Annotated in this window: 17 protein-coding genes and 1 pseudogene; 8 read left to right on the plus strand and 10 right to left on the minus strand. The window is 42.0% G+C overall.

The genetic code is table 11. The annotated features are described in order from the left end of the window. Window positions 1-30: 30 nt before the first annotated feature. The 3 genes from QQJ93_RS02170 to QQJ93_RS02180 all read right to left on the minus strand — a co-directional run bounded on the left by QQJ93_RS02170 (window position 31) and on the right by QQJ93_RS02180 (window position 2,938). On the minus strand, window positions 31-1,185 hold the full coding sequence (locus tag QQJ93_RS02170; RefSeq protein ID WP_089123874.1) for a COX15/CtaA family protein: 1,155 nt from the start codon (window positions 1,183-1,185) through the stop codon (window positions 31-33). Between the two features lie 190 nt (window positions 1,186-1,375). After that, the gene (locus QQJ93_RS02175) at window positions 1,376-1,984 is read right to left on the minus strand and encodes a hypothetical protein (RefSeq protein WP_244943742.1); all 609 of its coding nucleotides are present in this window, start codon (window positions 1,982-1,984) and stop codon (window positions 1,376-1,378) included. A gap of 24 nt (window positions 1,985-2,008) precedes the next feature. Beyond that, window positions 2,009-2,938, minus strand: coding sequence for an SURF1 family protein (locus QQJ93_RS02180; protein WP_089123875.1), 930 nt, complete (start codon window positions 2,936-2,938; stop codon window positions 2,009-2,011). Between QQJ93_RS02180 and QQJ93_RS02185 the strand changes: the two genes are divergently transcribed. Then, window positions 2,883-3,113 carry a DUF2909 domain-containing protein gene (locus QQJ93_RS02185; protein ID WP_089123876.1) on the plus strand — a complete coding sequence of 77 codons (231 nt, stop codon included), beginning with the start codon at window positions 2,883-2,885 and terminating at the stop codon, window positions 3,111-3,113. The genes QQJ93_RS02180 and QQJ93_RS02185 overlap by 56 nt on opposite strands. A 42-nt stretch (window positions 3,114-3,155) precedes the next feature. On the opposite strand, the gene QQJ93_RS02190 is transcribed toward QQJ93_RS02185, so the two are convergent. The 4 genes and pseudogenes from QQJ93_RS02190 to coxB form a co-directional block, all read right to left on the minus strand. Then, a complete protein-coding gene (locus QQJ93_RS02190; protein ID WP_089123877.1) occupies window positions 3,156-4,127 on the minus strand; it encodes a cytochrome c oxidase subunit 3 in 972 nt (323 codons plus the stop codon). A gap of 36 nt (window positions 4,128-4,163) precedes the next feature. Next, on the minus strand, window positions 4,164-4,880 hold the full coding sequence (locus QQJ93_RS02195) for a cytochrome c oxidase assembly protein (protein ID WP_089123878.1): 717 nt from the start codon (window positions 4,878-4,880) through the stop codon (window positions 4,164-4,166). A gap of 18 nt (window positions 4,881-4,898) precedes the next feature. Next, window positions 4,899-6,461 (minus strand): annotated as a pseudogene (gene ctaD / locus QQJ93_RS02200) (cytochrome c oxidase subunit I); the annotation flags it as partial. 50 nt (window positions 6,462-6,511) lie between these two features. Continuing rightward, complete coding sequence (gene coxB / locus QQJ93_RS02205; RefSeq protein ID WP_089124523.1) at window positions 6,512-7,753, minus strand: cytochrome c oxidase subunit II; 1,242 nt, start codon at window positions 7,751-7,753, stop codon at window positions 6,512-6,514. A gap of 608 nt (window positions 7,754-8,361) precedes the next feature. On the opposite strand from coxB, the gene sstT reads away from it, so the two are divergent. Further along, window positions 8,362-9,600, plus strand: coding sequence for a serine/threonine transporter SstT (gene sstT / locus QQJ93_RS02210; protein WP_089123880.1), 1,239 nt, complete (start codon window positions 8,362-8,364; stop codon window positions 9,598-9,600). 105 nt (window positions 9,601-9,705) lie between these two features. On the opposite strand, the gene QQJ93_RS02215 is transcribed toward sstT, so the two are convergent. Continuing rightward, window positions 9,706-10,920: a 4Fe-4S binding protein gene (locus QQJ93_RS02215; protein ID WP_089123881.1), complete on the minus strand. Its 1,215-nt coding sequence runs from the start codon at window positions 10,918-10,920 to the stop codon at window positions 9,706-9,708. Window positions 10,921-11,164: 244 nt separating this feature from the next. Here QQJ93_RS02215 and QQJ93_RS02220 point away from each other — a divergent pair, with 244 nt between their 5' ends. Both QQJ93_RS02220 and QQJ93_RS02225 read left to right on the plus strand, forming a co-directional pair. Next, entirely contained in the window at window positions 11,165-12,415 is a 1,251-nt protein-coding gene (locus QQJ93_RS02220) for an MFS transporter (protein WP_089123882.1), read from the plus strand. Next, window positions 12,412-13,080 carry a peptidoglycan DD-metalloendopeptidase family protein gene (locus QQJ93_RS02225; RefSeq protein ID WP_089123883.1) on the plus strand — a complete coding sequence of 223 codons (669 nt, stop codon included), beginning with the start codon at window positions 12,412-12,414 and terminating at the stop codon, window positions 13,078-13,080. Before QQJ93_RS02220 ends, QQJ93_RS02225 begins: the two co-directional genes overlap by 4 nt. Window positions 13,081-13,223: 143 nt before the next feature. Here QQJ93_RS02225 and QQJ93_RS02230 read toward each other — a convergent pair whose 3' ends face one another. Continuing rightward, a complete protein-coding gene (locus QQJ93_RS02230; RefSeq protein ID WP_284186021.1) occupies window positions 13,224-13,370 on the minus strand; it encodes a hypothetical protein in 147 nt (48 codons plus the stop codon). A gap of 100 nt (window positions 13,371-13,470) precedes the next feature. On the opposite strand from QQJ93_RS02230, the gene yghU reads away from it, so the two are divergent. Beyond that, on the plus strand, window positions 13,471-14,325 hold the full coding sequence (gene yghU, locus QQJ93_RS02235; protein ID WP_089123884.1) for a glutathione-dependent disulfide-bond oxidoreductase: 855 nt from the start codon (window positions 13,471-13,473) through the stop codon (window positions 14,323-14,325). A gap of 53 nt (window positions 14,326-14,378) precedes the next feature. On the opposite strand, the gene QQJ93_RS02240 is transcribed toward yghU, so the two are convergent. After that, window positions 14,379-14,735 carry a helix-turn-helix domain-containing protein gene (locus QQJ93_RS02240; RefSeq protein WP_089123885.1) on the minus strand — a complete coding sequence of 119 codons (357 nt, stop codon included), beginning with the start codon at window positions 14,733-14,735 and terminating at the stop codon, window positions 14,379-14,381. Between the two features lie 356 nt (window positions 14,736-15,091). Between QQJ93_RS02240 and QQJ93_RS02245 the strand changes: the two genes are divergently transcribed. The 3 genes from QQJ93_RS02245 to QQJ93_RS02255 are packed head-to-tail and all read left to right on the plus strand — an operon-like array spanning window position 15,092 to window position 20,297. Further along, window positions 15,092-17,164 (plus strand): type VI secretion system Vgr family protein, encoded by a 2,073-nt coding sequence (locus QQJ93_RS02245; protein ID WP_089123886.1) that lies wholly within the window; start codon window positions 15,092-15,094, stop codon window positions 17,162-17,164. Continuing rightward, window positions 17,146-17,790, plus strand: coding sequence for a DUF4123 domain-containing protein (locus QQJ93_RS02250; protein WP_089123887.1), 645 nt, complete (start codon window positions 17,146-17,148; stop codon window positions 17,788-17,790). Before QQJ93_RS02245 ends, QQJ93_RS02250 begins: the two co-directional genes overlap by 19 nt. Continuing rightward, entirely contained in the window at window positions 17,787-20,297 is a 2,511-nt protein-coding gene (locus QQJ93_RS02255; protein WP_089123888.1) for a LysM peptidoglycan-binding domain-containing protein, read from the plus strand. The genes QQJ93_RS02250 and QQJ93_RS02255 overlap by 4 nt, the downstream gene beginning before the upstream one ends. Window positions 20,298-20,372 lie beyond the last annotated feature (75 nt).

Consider the following 20,372-nt stretch of genomic DNA (forward strand, 5'->3'; position numbering starts at 1 on the left):
ACCTCCTAACGTTCAAATCAAGCCTAGTAGTTATTTTGATAGTTTTGATTGTTCAGTATTGTGACTAGGCTTAGTGATCATTCTCATTTGAATATGATTTGTCGCTTGCCCTATTACTTTTGGTCGATAAGACAAACGTAACTGAGTACATATAAATACTATATTTAACAATAGCAGCGCTGCGACTAAATTGTGACCAACGGCTAAAATAACAGGTAGATGCATCACAACATTGGCAATTCCTAAACTAATTTGCAGCACAACCAAACCGACTAAACTCCAAGCAGCTCGATTAAGCGTACGACTCGATGAAAAGCGAACCAGTTGCCAAGCAAAAAACAATAAAGTGATAGCGCTAATAATGGCTCCAAAGCGATGCACCAAATGAATCGTCATCCGTGAACCATAATCTAAAACACCAAACTCGTAGCTATTACCATTCATCAATAATGGATGCTGAAAAATAGTAAATGCCCCACTTAAATTAAACGCTTGCCACCAATCGCCTTCACACAATGGCAGAGAGGTACAAACTAAAGCTGCGTAATTAGATGACGTCCAGCCTCCTAAAAAGATTTGTACAATGAGTACGCTAAGTGATAACCAACCCATTTTTTGTAATGAAGAAGCGGAATGTAAGCCTTGATAACTCAAGTTCTCTTGCGATTGGCATCCATCGTTTATTACTTTGTTATTTTGCCGCTGACAATAAGCTCGACTAACCAAATAAAATACCAATAACAAACTGAGTAAGGCAAAGCCACCAAATAAATGAAGTACCACAATAATTGGCATCAGTTTTAAGGTCACTGTCCACATACCTAGCGCAGCTTGGAACACGACCAACAAAGCTAAAGCACTAGGCCAAGCTTTCGGAATATTTGGCACTTTGAAGCTCACTACCAAAATTGCCGCAATCAATAAACCTAAGCTACCCGCAACATAGCGATGGATCATCTCAAGCCAAGCTTTATAAGGCTCAATGGTATGCCCAGGAAACAGTGCAGAAGCTCGCATAATTTCATCATTTTTCATTGGTACATTGAGCTGACCGTAACAACCAGGCCAATCAGGACAACCAAGTCCCGCATCAGAAATTCGGGTATAAGCGCCTAACACTATTACCACCAAAGTGAGGCCAATACTGAGCCGAATCAATTTGCTTAACAATGCTGGGTAATCCATATCGCCTCCGAATACCAATCAATATAAGTAAATGGTCTAAACTAGCGTAGGAAAAAAGCTTGATAACAAGGCATAAAATTTTGTTAGTAGTAATTCTACATACAAATTTTATAACGTAGTTAGCGAGTTTTTTAACAAGCTAAGGTGAGCAGTTACTTATTGCGATTGGTATAATTTAATCTCACTACGGTTAACCGACTCGTGATAGCTTTAATAGTTTGCGTAAATCAGCTAATAGTCCTTTAAGCTCATCAGATAATTCATCCTGGTTAATCGCCGTGGGATAGCGCATCACCCATTGACCGAGCGGATCAATCAATACAAAATCTTGTCCTGCAAAGCTTTTCATCTCTAGCTGCCCCCAAAGCTCTGGCGCCGCTAACAGCACAAAGCCGCTATCTTGTAATCTAGTTAAGTCTTTTTCATTAGCCGCAATCACCACTGGCATGACTCTCGGTTGATCTTTACCTAGTGCAATATGGCTTTGCTTTAATAAATGCAATTGTTGCTGACAAATTTCAGCACAATCTTGCGGCAATAAATACGCCATTTGCCAGGTATGCCTCGCAGGGTTTGTTAGCCCTAAATCTTGGTAGTGCAGCTGTGAATCAATCAATACACCATGATTGGTTACGCCTGACTGATACCAGTTCATCGATAAAATCAATTTTGCAGCAATCACTGGTAGGGCAAAAATCAGCAACATGAGAAGCAATACTTTTTTCCCTGAACGAGGAGAGTAAGCCATTGTTGCTAGCGATGATTGATTCAATGCTGTTTCATGTTTTTTATCATGCATATATACACCCATCTTGACCTAAAATTACTGTAAGTGATTACGATTCCTACTCTTTTTTTCCACATGTTTTGATGGCTTACTTTGCCGATAAGCAAAGCACAGTGCTAACCCCAACAATACTGCCGCCATCGAAAACCATTGCACTGCATATCCAAAATGACGCTTAGATTGCATGGGTAGTGGCTGCCAAGGGTGAGGTAGGTGCTCACTAACTTTTAATCCATTATTTTCTGTTAACCTCGAATCATCCATGAAAAGTAAAGGTCGCATTGGCTGAATCACATAAGAAAATAAGCTCAGCTGCCTATCTGAAAACAAGTGCTGAGGTAAGTCTTCAAGCGATAAGTTTTGAATTCTTAACCCTAGACTATCGGTTATTTCCATCATTTCAGGCATCAAGCCTTGGCTCATTGGGTTTACTTGTTTTCGATATAATCGGCCAATCATTGGTTGTGTCGTATCAAGCTCGGTGACTTTGGGTAGTATTTGCCTATCACGACCAGCAGGTATAAAACCCAATTCAATCAACCCAACAGCCTCAAAATCAGATTGAGGGTCATTGGCCAATAAACGCACTGGCTGAAAAACCAGATAACCGACTTTGCCCTGCCAAGTTTGATTATCCCAATACACTCGTTGCACCTTTAAATCATCAGTTAATGGCGCAACCCTTAGCGACAACTTCACTCCCGTAAATTCTTCATTCAAACTTATTTTCCAGTCTTCGATCGCAATGGGTGTAGCATCCGCTCTTAACTGTAATTTCTGCTCCAAAGCCAATTTTTGGTTACCCCGATCTAATTGCCAAAAGCCTAATTTGACCATCACTGCAAACACGACCATTGTTAATAACAATAAACTGATCTTTTTTATTCCCCACTTCGACACAGGAGTTGTTATGACACTCGTTTTCTTATTCAAATTAACGCTAGTGCTTCTGCTGTTGTTCGTCATTTTTAACCTCGGCAGAGCTTTATACTCAATGGTGAAATACGACCGAGAAGACCCCAATTCGGTGCCTATGAGTCGGTTTCTTGGTAAACGACTTTTCATCTCCGTGATTGTGATTATGGTGCTGTTAATTGGCTTAACGTCAGGGTTAATCTCCCCCAACGATCGCCCTTATTAATCAGCATGAACAAGCAAAACCTAGGAACTAAAACCTTGCCCCTCATAAAACATAGACAAAGATAAACAAACACAGCCATACCACATCGACAAAATGCCAATACCAACTCCCAGCTTGAAAAGCAAAGTGATCACGAGGGGTAAAATGACTAAAGGCAATTCTTGCTAAAAGAACGATTAGAAAGATAGTACCTAGGGTGACGTGTAATCCATGAAATCCGGTTAATAAGAAGAAGGTATTACCATAAATGCCAGATTGCAGCGTAAGGTTCATTTCTTGGTAAGCATGAATATATTCTTCGGCTTGATAAAACAAGAAAGCGGCCGCTAACACAATGGTAATTTCTAACCATATAATCAGAGCGGTACGTTGATTTTTTTCTAAGCTCAATTGTGAAAAGTGCAATGTAATCGAAGAAGTCAGTAAGATAATGGTATTCATCAAAGGTAAGCCTTGCCACGGCATAGCTTGAGTTTCGACCCCACTTGGTGTTTTCACCAAAGGCCAAATAGCTTCAAAAGTTGGCCACAAGACTTCGTTGGTCATTAGGTTGTTGGATGCCCCACCAAGCCAAGGCACAGCGATCATTCTGGCGTAGAATAGTGCACCAAAGAAGGCAGCGAAAAACATTACTTCGGAGAAAATAAACCAGCTCATGCCTTGACGAAAAGAGCGTTCAATTTGATGTGAATATAAACCCGACATTGATTCTTGGATGACATTACGAAACCAGCCTACCAACATGATAACCAACACAATAAGCCCAGCCAGTAATACGAACCCACCAAAGTGGCTCAACATACCTTTCGGTTGCATATAAAGCCCCGCCCCCACCGCAATCAAAAATAGGGCAAAGGCACCAACAATCGGCCAATTACTTTCTGATGGAACATAATAAATCTCTGGTTGATGAGAGGCCGGTTGGCGACTAGAAGGTGATGCTTGACCTGAGACTGACCGCCTAACTTCTGACTCTATGGCAGACGATTGAGGTAATGGATTCGACTTATTCATCTGGATCTCCTTCATGTGGGCCCTCCTTAAAACAAGCTAATTCAGCTCATTTGGCGATGAATGGGATGATTGAGCGAGCAACTCCGGCGCTCCCTTGCTCAGACTTTGCATGGCGTTTTTATTTTGTTCCTGTGTTACATCTTCTACTGGCTTAAGTGTTAATTGAGGTTCTGGCTGAGAGGATGATTTACTACTTTCCGTAATATCATACAAAGTATAAGAAAGCGTTAACCGGTTAACTGAACTGGGTAAGTCTTTATCCACATAAAAAATCACCGGTAATTCCGCTTCTGTATTCGCTTGCAATGGCTGATGATTAAAACAAAAGCATTCAATTTTATTAAAGTGGGTTGCCGCCAATCCCGGTGCAACCGAAGGTACTGCTTGCCCAATCATTGTTACATTCGAATTATTCACAGCTCGGTAACTGGTTCTAGTCACTTGACCGGGATGAACATCCATCTGCACTTGCGCAGGCTCAAATTTCCACGGCATATTAGGACTAACCTGAGACATAAATTGCACTCGTACTAATCGAGATGTATCAACTTGGATGCCTTGCGAACTGGCTGCCTCAGTATTGGTTTTGCCATTAATCCCAAGCTGCTCACACATAATGTCGTATAGAGGAACTAGGGCGAAACCAAAGCCAAACATACCCACAACACTCAACAGCAAATAGCCAATTAGCTTGCTATTGCTTTTGGGGTTTTCATTATGTTTAGGGCTGCTGTTAGATGCTCGATTCGACATATCTCATCCTACTTTCGATTAATCAACCTTTGGAGGTGTTGAGAATGTGTGGTGAGGTGCTGGACTTGGTACTGTCCACTCCAATCCTTCGGCTCGCTCCCAAGGCTTAGCAACGGCCGCTTCGCCGCCTCGAATACACTTAATCACGACCGCTAAGAACAGCAACTGAGACAACCCAAAAGTAAACCCTCCAATCGACACGATCTGATTCACATCAGCAAATTGAATAGCATAATCAGGAATTCGACGCGGCATACCAGCCAAGCCTAAAAAGTGCATCGGGAAGAAAAGAATATTGACCGAGATAATCGATAACCAGAAATGCCACAAGCTCAAGGTTTGGTTGTACATGTGGCCTGTCCATTTAGGCAACCAATAATAGGCTGCCGCCATAATTGAGAACACAGCCCCTGTCACTAGTACATAATGAAAATGCGCCACCACAAAGTAAGTATCGTGATATTGGAAATCTGCCGGCACTATCGCCAACATCAATCCAGAAAATCCACCAATGGTAAACAGCACAATAAACGCAATAGCAAACAGCATTGGCGTTTCAAAGGTTAAGGCGCCTCGCCACATGGTCGCCACCCAGTTAAAGACTTTTACTCCTGTAGGCACCGCAATCAACATGGTGCAATACATAAAGAAGATTTCAGCAAACACTGGCATCCCCGTCGTAAACATGTGATGTGCCCAAACTAAGAATGACAATAAAGCAATAGAACAAGTGGCATACACCATCGAATGATAGCCAAAGAGTTTCTTACCACTAAATGCTGGAATAATCGCTGAAATAATGCCGAATGACGGCAAAATCATAATATACACTTCTGGGTGACCAAAGAACCAAAAGATATGTTGGAACATCACCGGATCGCCACCACCTGCCGCATCAAAGAAGCTCGTTCCAAAGTATTTATCGGTTAGCACCATAGTAACCGCACCAGCTAAGACTGGCATTACAGCAATTAATAAGAACGCAGTGATCAGCCAAGTCCAAACAAACATTGGTAGTTTCATCCAATCCATGCCTGGTGCGCGCATATTCACTATCGTCACGATCACATTAATAGCTCCCATGATCGAGCTGATACCCATGATATGCACAGAAAAGACAAACAATGCCGTGCTATCTGAACTGAAGGTGGTAGAAAGTGGTGCGTAAAAAGTCCAACCAAAATCAGGCCCACCACCAGGCATAAACAACGATCCCAGCAAAATCAAAAAGGCAAAAGGGAGGATCCAAAAGCTCAAGTTGTTCATGCGAGGCAATGCCATATCGGGCGCGCCAATCATCATTGGGATCATCCAGTTTGCTAAGCCAGTAAAAGCCGGCATCACTGCGCCAAACACCATAATCAAACCATGAACGGTCGTCATTTGATTAAAAAAGTGCGGGTCAACCAATTGTAGTCCCGGTTGAAATAACTCCGCCCGAATGACCATGGCCATCGCACCACCAGTGAAGAACATGATCAAACTGAACCATAAATACAGCGTACCGATGTCTTTATGGTTAGTAGAATAAATCCAACGTTTTATGCCTTTAGCTGGCCCATGGTGATCGTGCTCGATTTCAATATTATCAGCAGTATTGGTTGACGTATCTTGATAAGAAGGTGAAGGGTTCATTGTGCCTCCGGTTGACTATCCATAGTCTCTGATGGTGCCTTACTGTTTGATGCAGTACTTGTCTCTGTCATGGTATTTGGTTCAGGTGTAGACGTGCTTGCCATATTTGCTTGGTCGTTACTTTTATCTGGTAAAGTACCATTAGTAAGCACTTGCTTTATGTCTGAAGCTTGCACAGCGTCGCCAGTATCATTACCCCACGCATTACGTTCATACGTTACAACGGCCGCCAATTCCTCTTCATTTAGTTGATTCGCGAACGCCTGCATTGCCGTGCCGGCTTTACCATTGATGACAATATCAATGTGCGACAATAGATCTCCAGTTGCGATTGGGCTGCCTTTCATCGCAGGGAATACATTCGCCATACCCTCACCGTTAACCTGATGACAAACGGAGCAACGATCGTTATAGACTTTTTCACCTAACGCCATTAATTCATCCATGCTCAAAGTTTTACCCAGGGCTTTTTCTTGTTCCGCTTTTTTGGCGGCAGCCATTTGTTCTTGTTTAGCTAACCAAGTATCAAACTCATCTTCCGGTAAAGCTTGTACCACTATCGGCATGAAGCCATGGTTACGGCCACATAGCTCCGCACATTGACCACGATAAATGCCCGGTTTATCAATTTTGGTCCAAGCTTCATTAATAAAGCCGGGAACCGCGTCTTTCTTCACCGCAAAATCAGGCACCCACCATGAGTGAATCACATCATCAGACGTCATAAGAAAACGTATCTTACGATTAATTGGCACCACCAGCGGATTATCAACTTCAAGTAAATAATGCTCGCCTTTTTGTTCACTGCCTTCGATTTGTTTTTGAGAAGTAGTAAGAAAGCTATAAAACGCCACATCATGGTTGAAATAACGGTAATGCCATTTCCACTGCGAACCAGTGACGGTAATAGTGAGATCATCTTGCGAAGTATCCTCCATCGCAATTAACGTTTTAGTAGCAGGAATCGCCATCAACACGAGGATAATGATTGGGATGATCGTCCAAATAATTTCGACTTTGGTACTTTCGTGAAAATGTGCAGCTTTGACGCCACGAGATTTTCGATGACGAATGATTGAATAAAACATCACACCAAACACCACCACACCAATTGCGCAGCAAATATAAAAAATCAGCATATGTAAGTCATACACCTTGCCACTGATTTCGGTGACCCCTTGGGTGAGGTTAAGTCGCGTTTCGGCAGGAGTGGCAATCATCGGCACAAACAACAACATCCCGATAAGCGTACGAGCCACTAGACACAGAGAAAAGTATCTATCGCTAGAATCTGCGATAAAATAAGCAACAACATTAGTCCATGATCGAATCAAGATGCCCCCTCGTCCTTGCAATATTTTTATTGTTATTCAGGAGCAAAAAGCACACAGATACACCTAAGTGAGCATAAGCTCCAACATGTTTAAGCAACATGGAGTCATGGTGATAGTGTCATCAGGCAAAATTGGCACCACACCACGCTATATTTTGTATACATTCATAACGGGTACGGCTTTTCTAAGCTTGGAAAGTTACTTAGTTATATCTAAAGCTAGTTAGAGTTTTAAATTTGTTCAAGAAACAAACAGTATCAATATTCAAACTGTGAACACAAAACCAACAAAAAAGTTTTTCTCACGTTCATTTAGTGTGCTATAAACCTGCGCAACATTTATTTAACAATATATATGCACACTAAAATGCACCAATTGTTAATTCTTGTACTGATATTCTCGCTTTCTAGTAGACAGATTCACTACAGAAGCTATGATGGTTCCGCCTAGAAGCTACTAGGCCAGTCAAACAGGATTTTTGACTGACAATAAAACATAAAACAGGCTTAAATATGCAAAACAACAACTCATTGATTTATCGATTGGCCAACGGCAATTTGGTGCTGCAAATTTTAGTAGGTATTATTGCAGGTGTTGCACTTGCTATGATCTCTCCTTCAACAGCAACCAGTATGTCTATTTTTGGTAGCCTATTCGTAGGCGCACTAAAAGCCATCGCACCTATTCTAGTTTTCGTTTTGGTTGCAGCATCTATTGCTAGCCAGAAAAAAGACTCTAGCAGTAATATGCGTCCAGTGATTACTCTTTACCTTATCGGTACATTTTTAGCGGCGCTAACTGCGGTACTAATGAGCTTTGCTTTCCCAACATCGCTTACCTTAGTAAATGCAGCAACAGGCACGACACCTCCAGAAGGCATTGGTGAAGTATTAAATACTCTACTATTTAAAATTGTTGATAACCCAGTAAACGCATTAGTTAACGCTAACTACATCGGCATTCTTGCTTGGTCTGTTGGTTTAGGTTTAGCACTTCGTCATGCGAATACAGCAACCAAAGATATGTTCAGCGATATCAGCCACGGTGTTTCTGCCGTTGTTCGCTTTATCATTCGTCTTGCGCCAATTGGTATCTTCGGTCTTGTTGCGACCACATTTGCAACGACAGGCTTTAGTGCTATTGCAGGCTACGCTCAACTATTAGCGGTTTTACTTGGTTCAATGGCAATTATTGCTTTAGTAGTGAATCCATTACTTGTTTACCTAAAAACGAAACAAAACCCATATCCGTTGGTATTCCAATGCTTACGTGAAAGTGGTGTAACGGCATTCTTCACTCGCTCAAGTGCTGCAAACATCCCAGTCAACATGGCGCTGTGTGAAAAGCTAAAATTGAATGAAGACACTTACTCGGTATCTATCCCACTAGGTGCAACCATTAACATGGGCGGTGCAGCGATTACGATTACCGTATTAACGCTTGCTGCAGTAAATACACTTGGTATTCAAGTTGACCTACCAACCGCAGTATTACTAAGCCTAGTCGCAGCTGTTTCGGCTTGTGGCGCATCTGGCGTTGCCGGTGGCTCTCTGTTGCTTATCCCACTAGCATGTAGCTTGTTTGGTATTTCAAACGACATCGCAATGCAAGTTGTCGGTGTAGGCTTTATCATTGGTGTTATTCAAGATTCAGCGGAAACTGGCCTAAACAGCTCTACAGACGTGGTATTCACTGCCGCAGTATGTCGCGCAGACGAAGCGCAAGCAGCCGCGCAATCTAGCCAAGCTTAGGTTTCTTCCCCCTAGAAAGACAAATGGCTAACTGAATGATCAGTTAGCCATTTTTTTAGTTTTTCATCGGCTCAGGAAATACACCTAGATCGAAAACAATTGAATTTAATAACTAATGTAATCCATCACTTGAATCAATTGCATGCGCACTTCGTTTGGCGTTTGGCTATGCCAAAAACCGGCTAAGAATGCGAATAATGGAATGGCAAACATGATAGTTAGCACAAGCCCAAGCAACTGCTTACTCGACAATTGCCACCCATTACGCGCACGAAACCCTAATGCCTCTTTTTTAGGGCAAGCACTCACACAACGCATACAAGCTTGGCATTCATCCGTACGAATCGTGTTGGCGGTATGAATAATAATATTTGAAGGGCAAGCACGAGTACACTTATCACAATTGAGATCACCACGTTCATTTAAGCAATGCGTAGTATTACGACGAATCTTAAATGGACTAATAACGCTAACAATCCCAAGTAATGCGCCATAAGGGCAGAAATAACGACAAAATGCTCTCTGACGCCACGCTGCAAGTAGTAACATAACGGTTAGCACACTAAGGGTAATCACACCTGGATTCACAAACAACCAAGCTGTCTTGATATCAGCAATCTTGTGGTAGTTACCATTGAGATAATAAGGAATATTAGAAGGGTGCATCCCTAAAGAAATAAAAGCAAAAAAGGCCAATAATAAATACTTTATCATCCTCAGTGGCCAATCTAACCACTTGGGAACAGGATAAGGTTTTGCAATCCACTTTATACGCCACTGATATAAGTATTCTCCGACCAACCCGAGTGGACAGATCCATCCACAAAATGCTCGTTTACATACTATGCCAGTAATGAGTACCGTAAATAACATCACCGCTCCTGCAGGGTGAGCTTGATCCCAGAAGCCAAGACTCACAATCGCTTTTAACTCAATGGCAGCAGCTATCGGTAAGAAAGCATCCACAACATCAGGACGCAAAAAACTAGGGGAGATTTGTGCCGTTAATAAAGCAGTGTGGAGCGTGTATTGAATCGCAACTAAAAAAAATGACAAGGCCATCGCGTGTTGGCAAAAACGACGTAAAATATTGGGGCGGGAATTGGCCTGTACAGCTTCAGATTGATATCGGTGTACAAGCACCATCACGATGACTGCCAAGCTAAGTGATAACATCAATGGCCAATAGAGTGAAGCCATGCTCGCTAACACCAAAATGCCAAAGGTGATACTAGCGCCTAACTTTTTCCCACTAGAATATAAAAGGCTAACGCTATACACCAAAGCAAGCATCAAGGTCAGAGATTCTATTATTGTCACAACCACACCATTTACTAACCTCAGGTTTATGATATCCCTATAGTAAAACCTCCCCTTATTATTTCTTTGATGCGCATTAAGATTGGTGTGAGTTTAACTACCACTTAAGAGTAGTTCTGCTATTCATAATCTGAACAACGGAGTACCAAAAATAGCATATCAATGGAACATAACTAGATTCACCACTCCTATTCCCATTGTCAAAATACCCGAGTAAAATACTCAGACAATTTTGGAGATAACCATGACGTCCACAACTAGTACCGATTTACCTCAACTACCTAAAGCCACCCTTTTCGCTTTATATTTCATTATCTTTCTAGGGTCGGCGGGATTCTTTATTACCATTCCGGCTTATGTGAATTTATTTTTAACTGATCACTCTCTAGCAATTGCTCAAGCGATGCCACTAGAAGATAGACGAACTTTATTTGGTACAGTCATGTCAGCCGCGCCTTTTATTTCGATGTTTTTTACGCCATTTATCGCCCGTTTTGCTGATCGTTACAGCCGTAAGTTTGTGATGACATTATGCTTAGTGGTAGCCGCTATCGGCTTTGTGATGCCGGTGTATGCGATTATTGCGGGTTCAGTTGCATTGTTGTTTGCAGGTAATATGATCAACAGTTTAGGCTCAGCTAGCCAACCTATTGCTCAGGCGATTTTGGCTGATAATAGTCAAGGTAAAACTAAAGCGACCTTAATGAGTTTTGTGGCGGTAGTAATGACAGCGGCAATGTCTTTTGGCCCAGCACTAGGTAGTAAACTTACTGCTCTATATGGTCCTCAAGCCCCCTTCTATGCTTGTTTATTGATTGCTATCGTTTGTTTTATTTTGCTACATATCATCCAAATACCAAAACAAACAATATTGAAGCAAGAAAATCCATTCTCATTAGCGACGCCATTATCACGAAGTCAAAAAGGGTTGTTACCTTGTTTAGCCATCGTATTTATTTGCCAATTCAGTTGGAGTTTATATTTCCAAAATATCTCTTTTATTCTGCCGCAAAAATGGCAATTGGCAGTAGAAGGTGAGTTTTACCAATATTTCATGTTAGCGATTGGCATCGTGATGATTGCATCTTTATTGTTTATTCCACGATTGTTACTTACTTGGATGCCACTCACTCGCGCTCTAAAGTCTGTATTATGCGGTGCGAGCATAGGCATGATTTTACTGGCGATCACACCAACGCCAGTAACTCATGTTATCGCAATGATCTGGACATCGATAATGGTAGCGTCTTCGTTTCCTTTATATATTACAGCACTATCAGATCGTGCCAGTGATGGTGATCAAGGTTGGGCCATGGCGTTATCAAGTGCTATGGTTGGCTTGGCATGGACTCTAACAGGCTACCTTACCGCTATTTTCGTTAATATTGATTTAATGCTACCCACCTTTATCGCTGCGCTTGGCTATGTCACAGCGATGATACTAGTGCCACGTCAATCATCAATCAAATTACAAGAGGCAAAATCGTCATCATGACTTTTGAATCTGTACTTAGAAACCATCAATTTCATCCTATTTTGGATAGTAAATATCAGTTTGGTAAAGGGTTGATTGTCGACCTGTCACCAAGTAGTGATATCTGGACTAAAGTAAATGAACAGCATGACTTTTCCGCAGAAATAAAAAGATTGGTTACTGAAACCGGTGCGGTAGTGGAAATTGGCCGTTATGCAGAACAACGTATGATTTATCAAGACACCGATAACTTTTCAGGTAATGAATCTCGTACGCTACATATTGGTATTGATCTTGGTATACCTGCTGGAAATTGCGTTTTTTCCCCCTTAGATGGTGAAGTTTTTGGATTTGCCAACCACCAGCAACAAGGGGATTATGGTCCAACAATCATTTTACGCCACGAATTAGAAGGCTATGTCTTTCACACGCTTTATGGTCATTTAGCAACATCATCATTAAGTATCCTCCAGTGCGGACAATTCATTAAAGCTGGTGAAGCGTTCGCAACGATTGGTGAATCACATGAAAATGGCGGTTGGGCATCGCATCTACACTTTCAAATCATTCGTGATATGGAAAAATATCAAAATGATTATCCCGGAGTAGTCGACCCAATTCACACTAACTTTTATCTCAATAACTGTCCAAATCCTAATTTGATTCTTAAACGCAACGATATATAAAAACTCTCTTTTTAATAACTAAGAGATCTGAACAAAATCACGGAAAAAGTCTGTCTATCCTTTTAATCTAAATAAACGGCCTAATATCTAATATATACCCAAGTGACTTCAAGATGCAGAATTCAGAGCTATCATCCAAACCTTTAGGCAAGGGAGGTTGGCGAAGGAATGTAGGCACCTTTCAAACCAATCTGACGCTGCATAAAGGTTTGGATGAAGCTCCCGAAGGGCAAGTTAAAACAAGCTTTATGCTGCGTTAAATTGAACAGAGATAGAATAACTATGATCATGTTCAATTTGCCTTACCTAAAGCTTGTTTTATTCTTGCTGAAACTCGCATCTTGAAGTTACTTGGGTATATAGTGAGTAAACTCAACAAAAGGGAAGATGATGACAAACGAATATATTCCACCGAAAGTTTGGACCAACGAACAACAAGGCGGTACTTGGGGTAGTATTAACCGCCCAGAAGCTGGTGCGCGATTTGAGCGTGAGTTACCTATCGGTGAGCACCCAATCCAACTATATTCTATGGGTACTCCAAACGGCCAAAAAGTTACGATTTTACTTGAAGAGCTGCTAGCAAAAGGCGTGACTGAAGCTGAATATGATGCTTTTCTAATTAAGATTGGCGACAGTGATCAATTTTCTTCTGGTTTTGTTGAAGTAAATCCGAACTCCAAAATTCCAGCATTAGTTGATCGTAGTGGTGATTCACCAATCAATGTTTTTGAGTCGGGTTCTATCCTGCTTTATCTTGCCGAGAAATTCAGCCAGTTCATTCCAAGTAACATTGAAGATCGAACTAAAGTATTAAACTGGCTATTCTGGCTACAAGGTTCTGCGCCATATTTAGGCGGTGGTTTCGGCCACTTCTATCACTATGCACCTGAGAAATATGAGTACCCTATCAATCGCTTTACTATGGAAGCGAAACGCCAACTAGATGTACTCGATAAGCAACTCGCTAATAATACTTACATTGCCGGTGAAGAATACAGCATTGCTGATATCGCCATTTGGCCATGGTATGGCAACTTGGTACTAGGTAATGCTTATAATGCCGCTGAATTTTTAGACGTTGAAAGTTACACTCATGTTCAGCGTTGGGCAAAAGCGGTATTAGAGCGTCCTGCTGTTCAACGTGGCCGTATCGTCAATAAACCGATGGGCGAAGCTTGGGAAGCCATTGAAGAGCGTCATAGCGCCGAAGATATTGATAAAGCGCTAAGCTTGAAGCCTTAATTAAACGCCTAGTCGATCACAATGATTGGCTAGGCGTTTATTTCATTAGCATATCAATTAAGTTTGGCAACCTTGCAGCAGTAGTCAATGATCACTTGGTTACCATCAATTTGTACATTTTGAATTTCGCCATCAATGCTAATTCGGTTTTGCAAATACACCACCGCATTCTCTGGCGCGATCTGGTTTTTAAGTGAAGGTAAAATCGTATGCGGTTCAATATCTAGTTGCTGAAAAAAACGACTTACAAAGCTTTTACTAATCTCTCCTTTGCCACGGATCACTTCAGAAAACTCACTGATCGTCATCCCTAAACGCTTTGCCATATCCATTTGTGTTAAATGCCGCTTGGCTTTTTGTGACATCCATAAATGATAAATTGCGTCTCTGTCTTGCTCTGTATATTCCATTACTTCTGTAAATCCATAACCGATAAAAACTGCTTACCAAAATGACAAAATCTGGCAAATAGCATGTCATTAACAGGTCAAGTTTTGTTTGAAAAAATTTAAAACTATGACCTAGGCGGCACTAGCTACGTTAATCTGATTTTTTGATAAAAACCACCATACATCTACTAGGCAAAAACTTGCCGTACCACTGGCAAGTTTTTGCTTAACTTAAAAAGACATAAAAAATAACCTGTTGATTTAAATGCAAAATAAAAATGGCGCAATTATTGCTTAATCCCGTTCCAAACATAGTGCTCAATCCAATCACATAAATGACCACTATTGAATTTCAAATTTAACGAACAGGTTTATCTATGGCAACGCTACACTTTAGTATTCTCGTCGATGGCATCAATGATGAAGATTTAGTGGTAAGAAGCTACCAAGGGCAAGATAACTTTTCTTCCGTTCAGCACGCTGATGGTACTTGGTGCCATGGTTTTCGTTATGACATCCAACTTGCTAGTCGCCGGCCGGATTTCACTGCCTTAGACATGGTGGACAAAAAAGCCGAGCTTGTCATGCATCGTGACGGCGAAGTAGTGCAACGAATTAACGGTATTGTGCGTAACTTTACTCAAGGCGAAACCGGTCATCACCATACCTTTTATGCTTTAACTCTCGTGCCTGAAATTGAGCGTTTATCCTTACGCCATAACAGCCGTATCTTTCAATCCATTTCTGCGTCCGATATCATCACCACCTTATTTAAAGAAATGGACATTCAGAACTTTGCCTTTGCGCTAACTCGCACGCCAAAGCAGCGTGAGTTTTGCATGCAATACCGTGAAACTGACCTTGAGTTCATTAATCGCCTTGCCGCTGAAGAAGGCATGGTTTATCACATTGAGCAGTTCAAAGGTAAACACAATGTCTTGTTCACGGATGACTCTCAACTCATTACTTCTCTAGACTCACCAGTGCCTTATAACGTGATGGCCAGTGGCATTAGTTCAACGCCGTATATAAAAGAATTCAGCAAGACGACTCAGTTTGAAGTCAGTGAAGCGCATAGTGGTGACAGCAGCTTTAAAAAACCGCAATACACCTTTAGTCAGCAGGCCGTCGCCAATGATATGGACTATCAGCGTGATACCTATCAACACTTTGACGCGCCGGGGCGCTTTAAAGATGACGCAGTTGGTAAAGAATTCAATCAACTACGTCTAGATAGCTTGCGACGCCATGCTCATACCGCCAAAGGCAAAGGTAATGAGCCACAGTTACAAAGCGGCGCCAAGTTTGAATTAAGCGAACACAGTGATGACAACTTTAATAAAAACTGGCTAATAATCGCCAGCACTCATCAAGGCGACCAACCGCAAGCACTTGAAGAATCCGCAGGCGGCAAACCGACGACTTACGCCAACCAGTTTGACGCCATTCCAGCGGATAAAACCTGGCGCATGCCACAGATGACTCGCCCACAAGTTGACGGTCCCATGACCGCTTACGTGGTTGGCCCAGAGGGTGAAGAAATCTTCTGCGATGAATATGGTCGAGTGAAACTGCATTTTCCGTGGGATAGATATTCCAATGGCAATGAACATAGTTCATGTTGGATCCAAGTCTCACAAGGCTGGGCTGGTAGTCAATACGGACAAATCGCCATTCCAAGAATTGGCCATGAAGTCATTGTTTCGTTTTTAAATGGCGACCCAGACCAACCGATTGTCACAGGCCGTGCGTTCAACGCACAAAACCTGCCGCCTTACACACTGCCGGGTAATAAAACCAAAACCGTATGGCGCAGTGAATCTCACCAAGGTGAAGGCTTTAACGAAATCAGCTTTGAAGACCAATCTGGCTCAGAGCAAGTGTATGTTCACGCGCAAAAGGACTTTAAATCCGAAACTCTCAACGACCACATCACCGATGTAAATCACGACCAGCATTTAACGGTTGAAAATGACCAGTTCACTCAGATCAAAAACAATCACAACCTCACGATAGAGGGCGAAAGCCGTAGCAAAGTCGCTAAAGATCAAACCTTTGTAGTTGACGGTAACCTGCAAATCAAATCAGGTTCGGTCATCGTCAATCAAGCTGCCAATGAAATCCACGTGAAATCAGGGAACAAAGTAGTAATCGAAGCCGGAGCAGAAATTACTCTTAAAGCCGGTGCTAGCTTTGTTAAAGTCGATGCCGCAGGAGTTCATTTAGTAGGAGCTGGCGTCAACATTAATTCAGGTGGTAGCGCAGGTAGTGGTAGTGGATTTAGTGGCGCGATGCCAGCCTTGCCGAATGGGGTAAAATCACCGGTTGTAGAAAGCACACCGCCCGCTTCAATTACTCCGAACATACTCGCTGAAATGGTCGATTCTGGCAGCTTAATGACGGAACTTTGTAACTGTGGTGTGGGGGGAATATGCAAAATTCATGGTTAAATCCTGATTGGAGAATCCAAGAATTGGATAATGCTTCATTAGACGGTATTTCCTCAAATACATCCAAGATGATCTACGCATTAATTGAATCATCATTAATGCCGAATTGGAAAGTGGAACTATACCAACATATCAACCAACACCAACTCAGTGAGCCTTATAGCGAATCACTTTTCAGTGGTACTCACTATCAACACTTAGAGCTTGGCCCTGTGGTTGTTAATATTACTTCCTACCCGGAACTGCAAACCAAATGGTTAACTCAATTTGAGCAAGCCCCTTTAGGTTGCATACTTGTCGCACCTTCACATGTTCAACAAAATCATATTGCCGATCTGTTACGTAATAGATTAACCATCTATAAAAACGCTACTCCCACTTTTCTTCGATACTATGAACCAAGAACTATGTTGGCATTTATCGGGGCTTTAAGTGACGAAGAACGACAACATTTCTTCTATCCAATTAATGCGGTTTATTGGCATCACAACCAATGGTTTCAAGCGCACTGGTCCGATCCAGAGATCGTTCCTAAACAACTAGGTTCATGGAAAATGCCCCCCACTCAGCTCAATAAAATGACAGATATTATGCAACAAATTCAATCTCATGAGGTATTAGCATGAGCCAAACTTATACCGTCAAAGATGGTGATACTTTGCTGGCTATCGCCATTCAACAACAAGTCGATTTTAACCAAATACTGGCACTTAATCCTAAATATCAACCTAATCCAGATTTGATTCAAATTGGCGATATCATCAGGTTGCCACAGCCAGTCACGGCAGAAACCAATCAACCAATCAGCCCGGTTGCACCTCTCGAGCCTAAACGTCCGTTATGCAATGTAGGCTCTTTAGAAGCGCCTCCACAATGTGAGGGTACGGACATTAAAAATGTGTTGTTTGTTACCAAAGAGCAAGGCAAGCAATATTATTGTTTGGATGAAAAAGCACAGCAATATTTAGAAGAAGAAGCGTCTTACACTCAGCAGCTTATCGAAGGTTTTCAGCGAGTCTTAGAACAAGCACCGGATGCACAAACCGCCAGTGAACAAGATCACCTTGAGCACATCAATAAGAAAAAACAATGGGCGATTGATGCGGCAAATGCGGGCGCGATTGCTGTCGAGCAACCAAAAAATGAAACACAAGCCGCCTCTGCACCACAAGATGACAACCCAAAACGTGTTGAGGCTAAATTAAAAGAACTTGAACAACGCCGACGTTTTGTGTCTAGCTATCGCCCCCCTTTTCTTAAAGATGAAAGCTCAGTTGATGATGTAAAGGCTCGAGTTCTACAATCGATTGAAAAAGAAATTACCTATTATGAGCAATTAGCAGAACCAACAACTAACCCCCAAAAGCCAGCGACAAGTGCAGTCACACTAGAGAATTTTACTCATAGTAAAACCTTAACCACTAAACCAGCTAGTAAGCATATTGTTGAAGTTTTTTCGGTACGCCAAAATCAGTTTGTTTATGTGCGCGCAGAGTTTTTAGAGCGCGAGCAAACCTATTGGCGAAAAAGAACCACCACACAAACCATGCTGTCCAAGTTACGAGATGGAAACGTGGGTGCATTTAAAGATGCCATTATCAAAGACATTAAAGACGGCATCACCAAGAAGATCGAAAACCCAGAAATCGAATTGGTCTTTAAAGAATGGAAAGCCGAAGGGGGGAATAGCGGTGAATGGAAAGCCAGTCATTATATTTTAAATGAAGATGGTGATACTCGCTTTGCTACGAGCGCCGAAGCACAACTCCTACGCTGGGGTGCCAGTGCGGCGGTGAAATCCACCTTTGAGCCGAGTAAAGGCAATGTTGATATTGGGGTTAAAGCAGAGGCCGCCTATTCACTAGCAGAAGCCTCGGTAGAGTTTACTTCATACCTGCCTTATGAGGCGGGCTTTCCGATATCACTTAGCTACACCGATGCCAACAAACAGACCATGAACTATTCCTTTGGTCGCTTTCGTACTAACTGTACTGCCAAGCTCAGTTGCTTTGCTGGCGCTATGGTCAGTGGCTCAGCAGGCGTGAGTAATCAAGGCTCACAAAATAGCCAACAACCAGCTGGCCATAGCATATTGCTAGCACCATCGGTTGGTATGGGCGTCAACCAAGCCACCGGTCAAGTGGGTGTAAAAGCTGAAGGTTTTGTGGGGGCACAAGTTGGGGGTGAACTTTCAGGGGGACTTGAATGGCAGCATCCAGAAAAAGAAACTACGTTAAGTTTTTCTGAACTGGCTAAATTAAAAGCTGAAGGAAACCTATCTGTCGGCGCAGGTTTTGGTGGGGATTTTCAAATTATCTTAGATGATGGCCAGCTGATTTTATATTGCAATGGCCGCATTGTTTGGGGTGCAGGGGGCAGTGGTGGCTTTGGTGCTACAGTCAACTTTGAACAAATATGGGAGCTCGCTCAGGTGATCTGGGATGGACTGCAATATGTGGATTATCGTCAACTAGATAATGTAAATAATGATATGTATGAATACCTAACACAATCTAGCTATATGGCATTTGCCACTAATCTGGTCACTATCGTATCAAACCCAGCTCAAGCATGGAAAAATGCAATTCTAGCAGGGTCTACTAAAGTGAATATTTGGTGGAATAGGCGACAATCGCAACAAATAGAAGCCGAAATACTGGCGCGACACATTATAAATAAACAAGCATGGTCGGGTATTACCCCTGATAAACTGCAACCAGAAACCATCGGCATGATGCTCGATACTTTAGCTGAAACCTTTTATGACAGCTGGGAAAAAGACCAAGAACGGGCAATTTGTTACCTACTGGGCAATAGCATATACAGTTGGCGCAAGTTTGAAGAAGTATTAGCCAGAATCAACCCAGAAGGGAAAAAACAAAATAGCGATAAATCTTTGTTTAATAACCTTGCTCGTTTAAATGCTATTTTAGACTATGCACAACAGCAAGAATTTAACGACTGGGTACACAACTTAGCACAAGAAGATAAGCTAACTAAACTGGCACAGATCAAGGGCACAACTAGACCCTTTACCCCTTACACTGGCAACCGTTTTGATATGAAACGCAATCAAGTAGGAGTGCAATTAGCTAGCATAGGCAGAACACCCCAAAATGGTCGATATGTATAACTAAGTGGTTTTAATTAAATAAGAAAACTAAAGTCTCACCTCACATTATGTTAGGTGGGATTTTTTATTACCCGC

It is taken from the genome of Vibrio algivorus, from assembly GCF_030161215.1.
In the GTDB taxonomy this organism is placed as follows: Bacteria; Pseudomonadota; Gammaproteobacteria; order Enterobacterales; family Vibrionaceae; genus Vibrio; species Vibrio algivorus.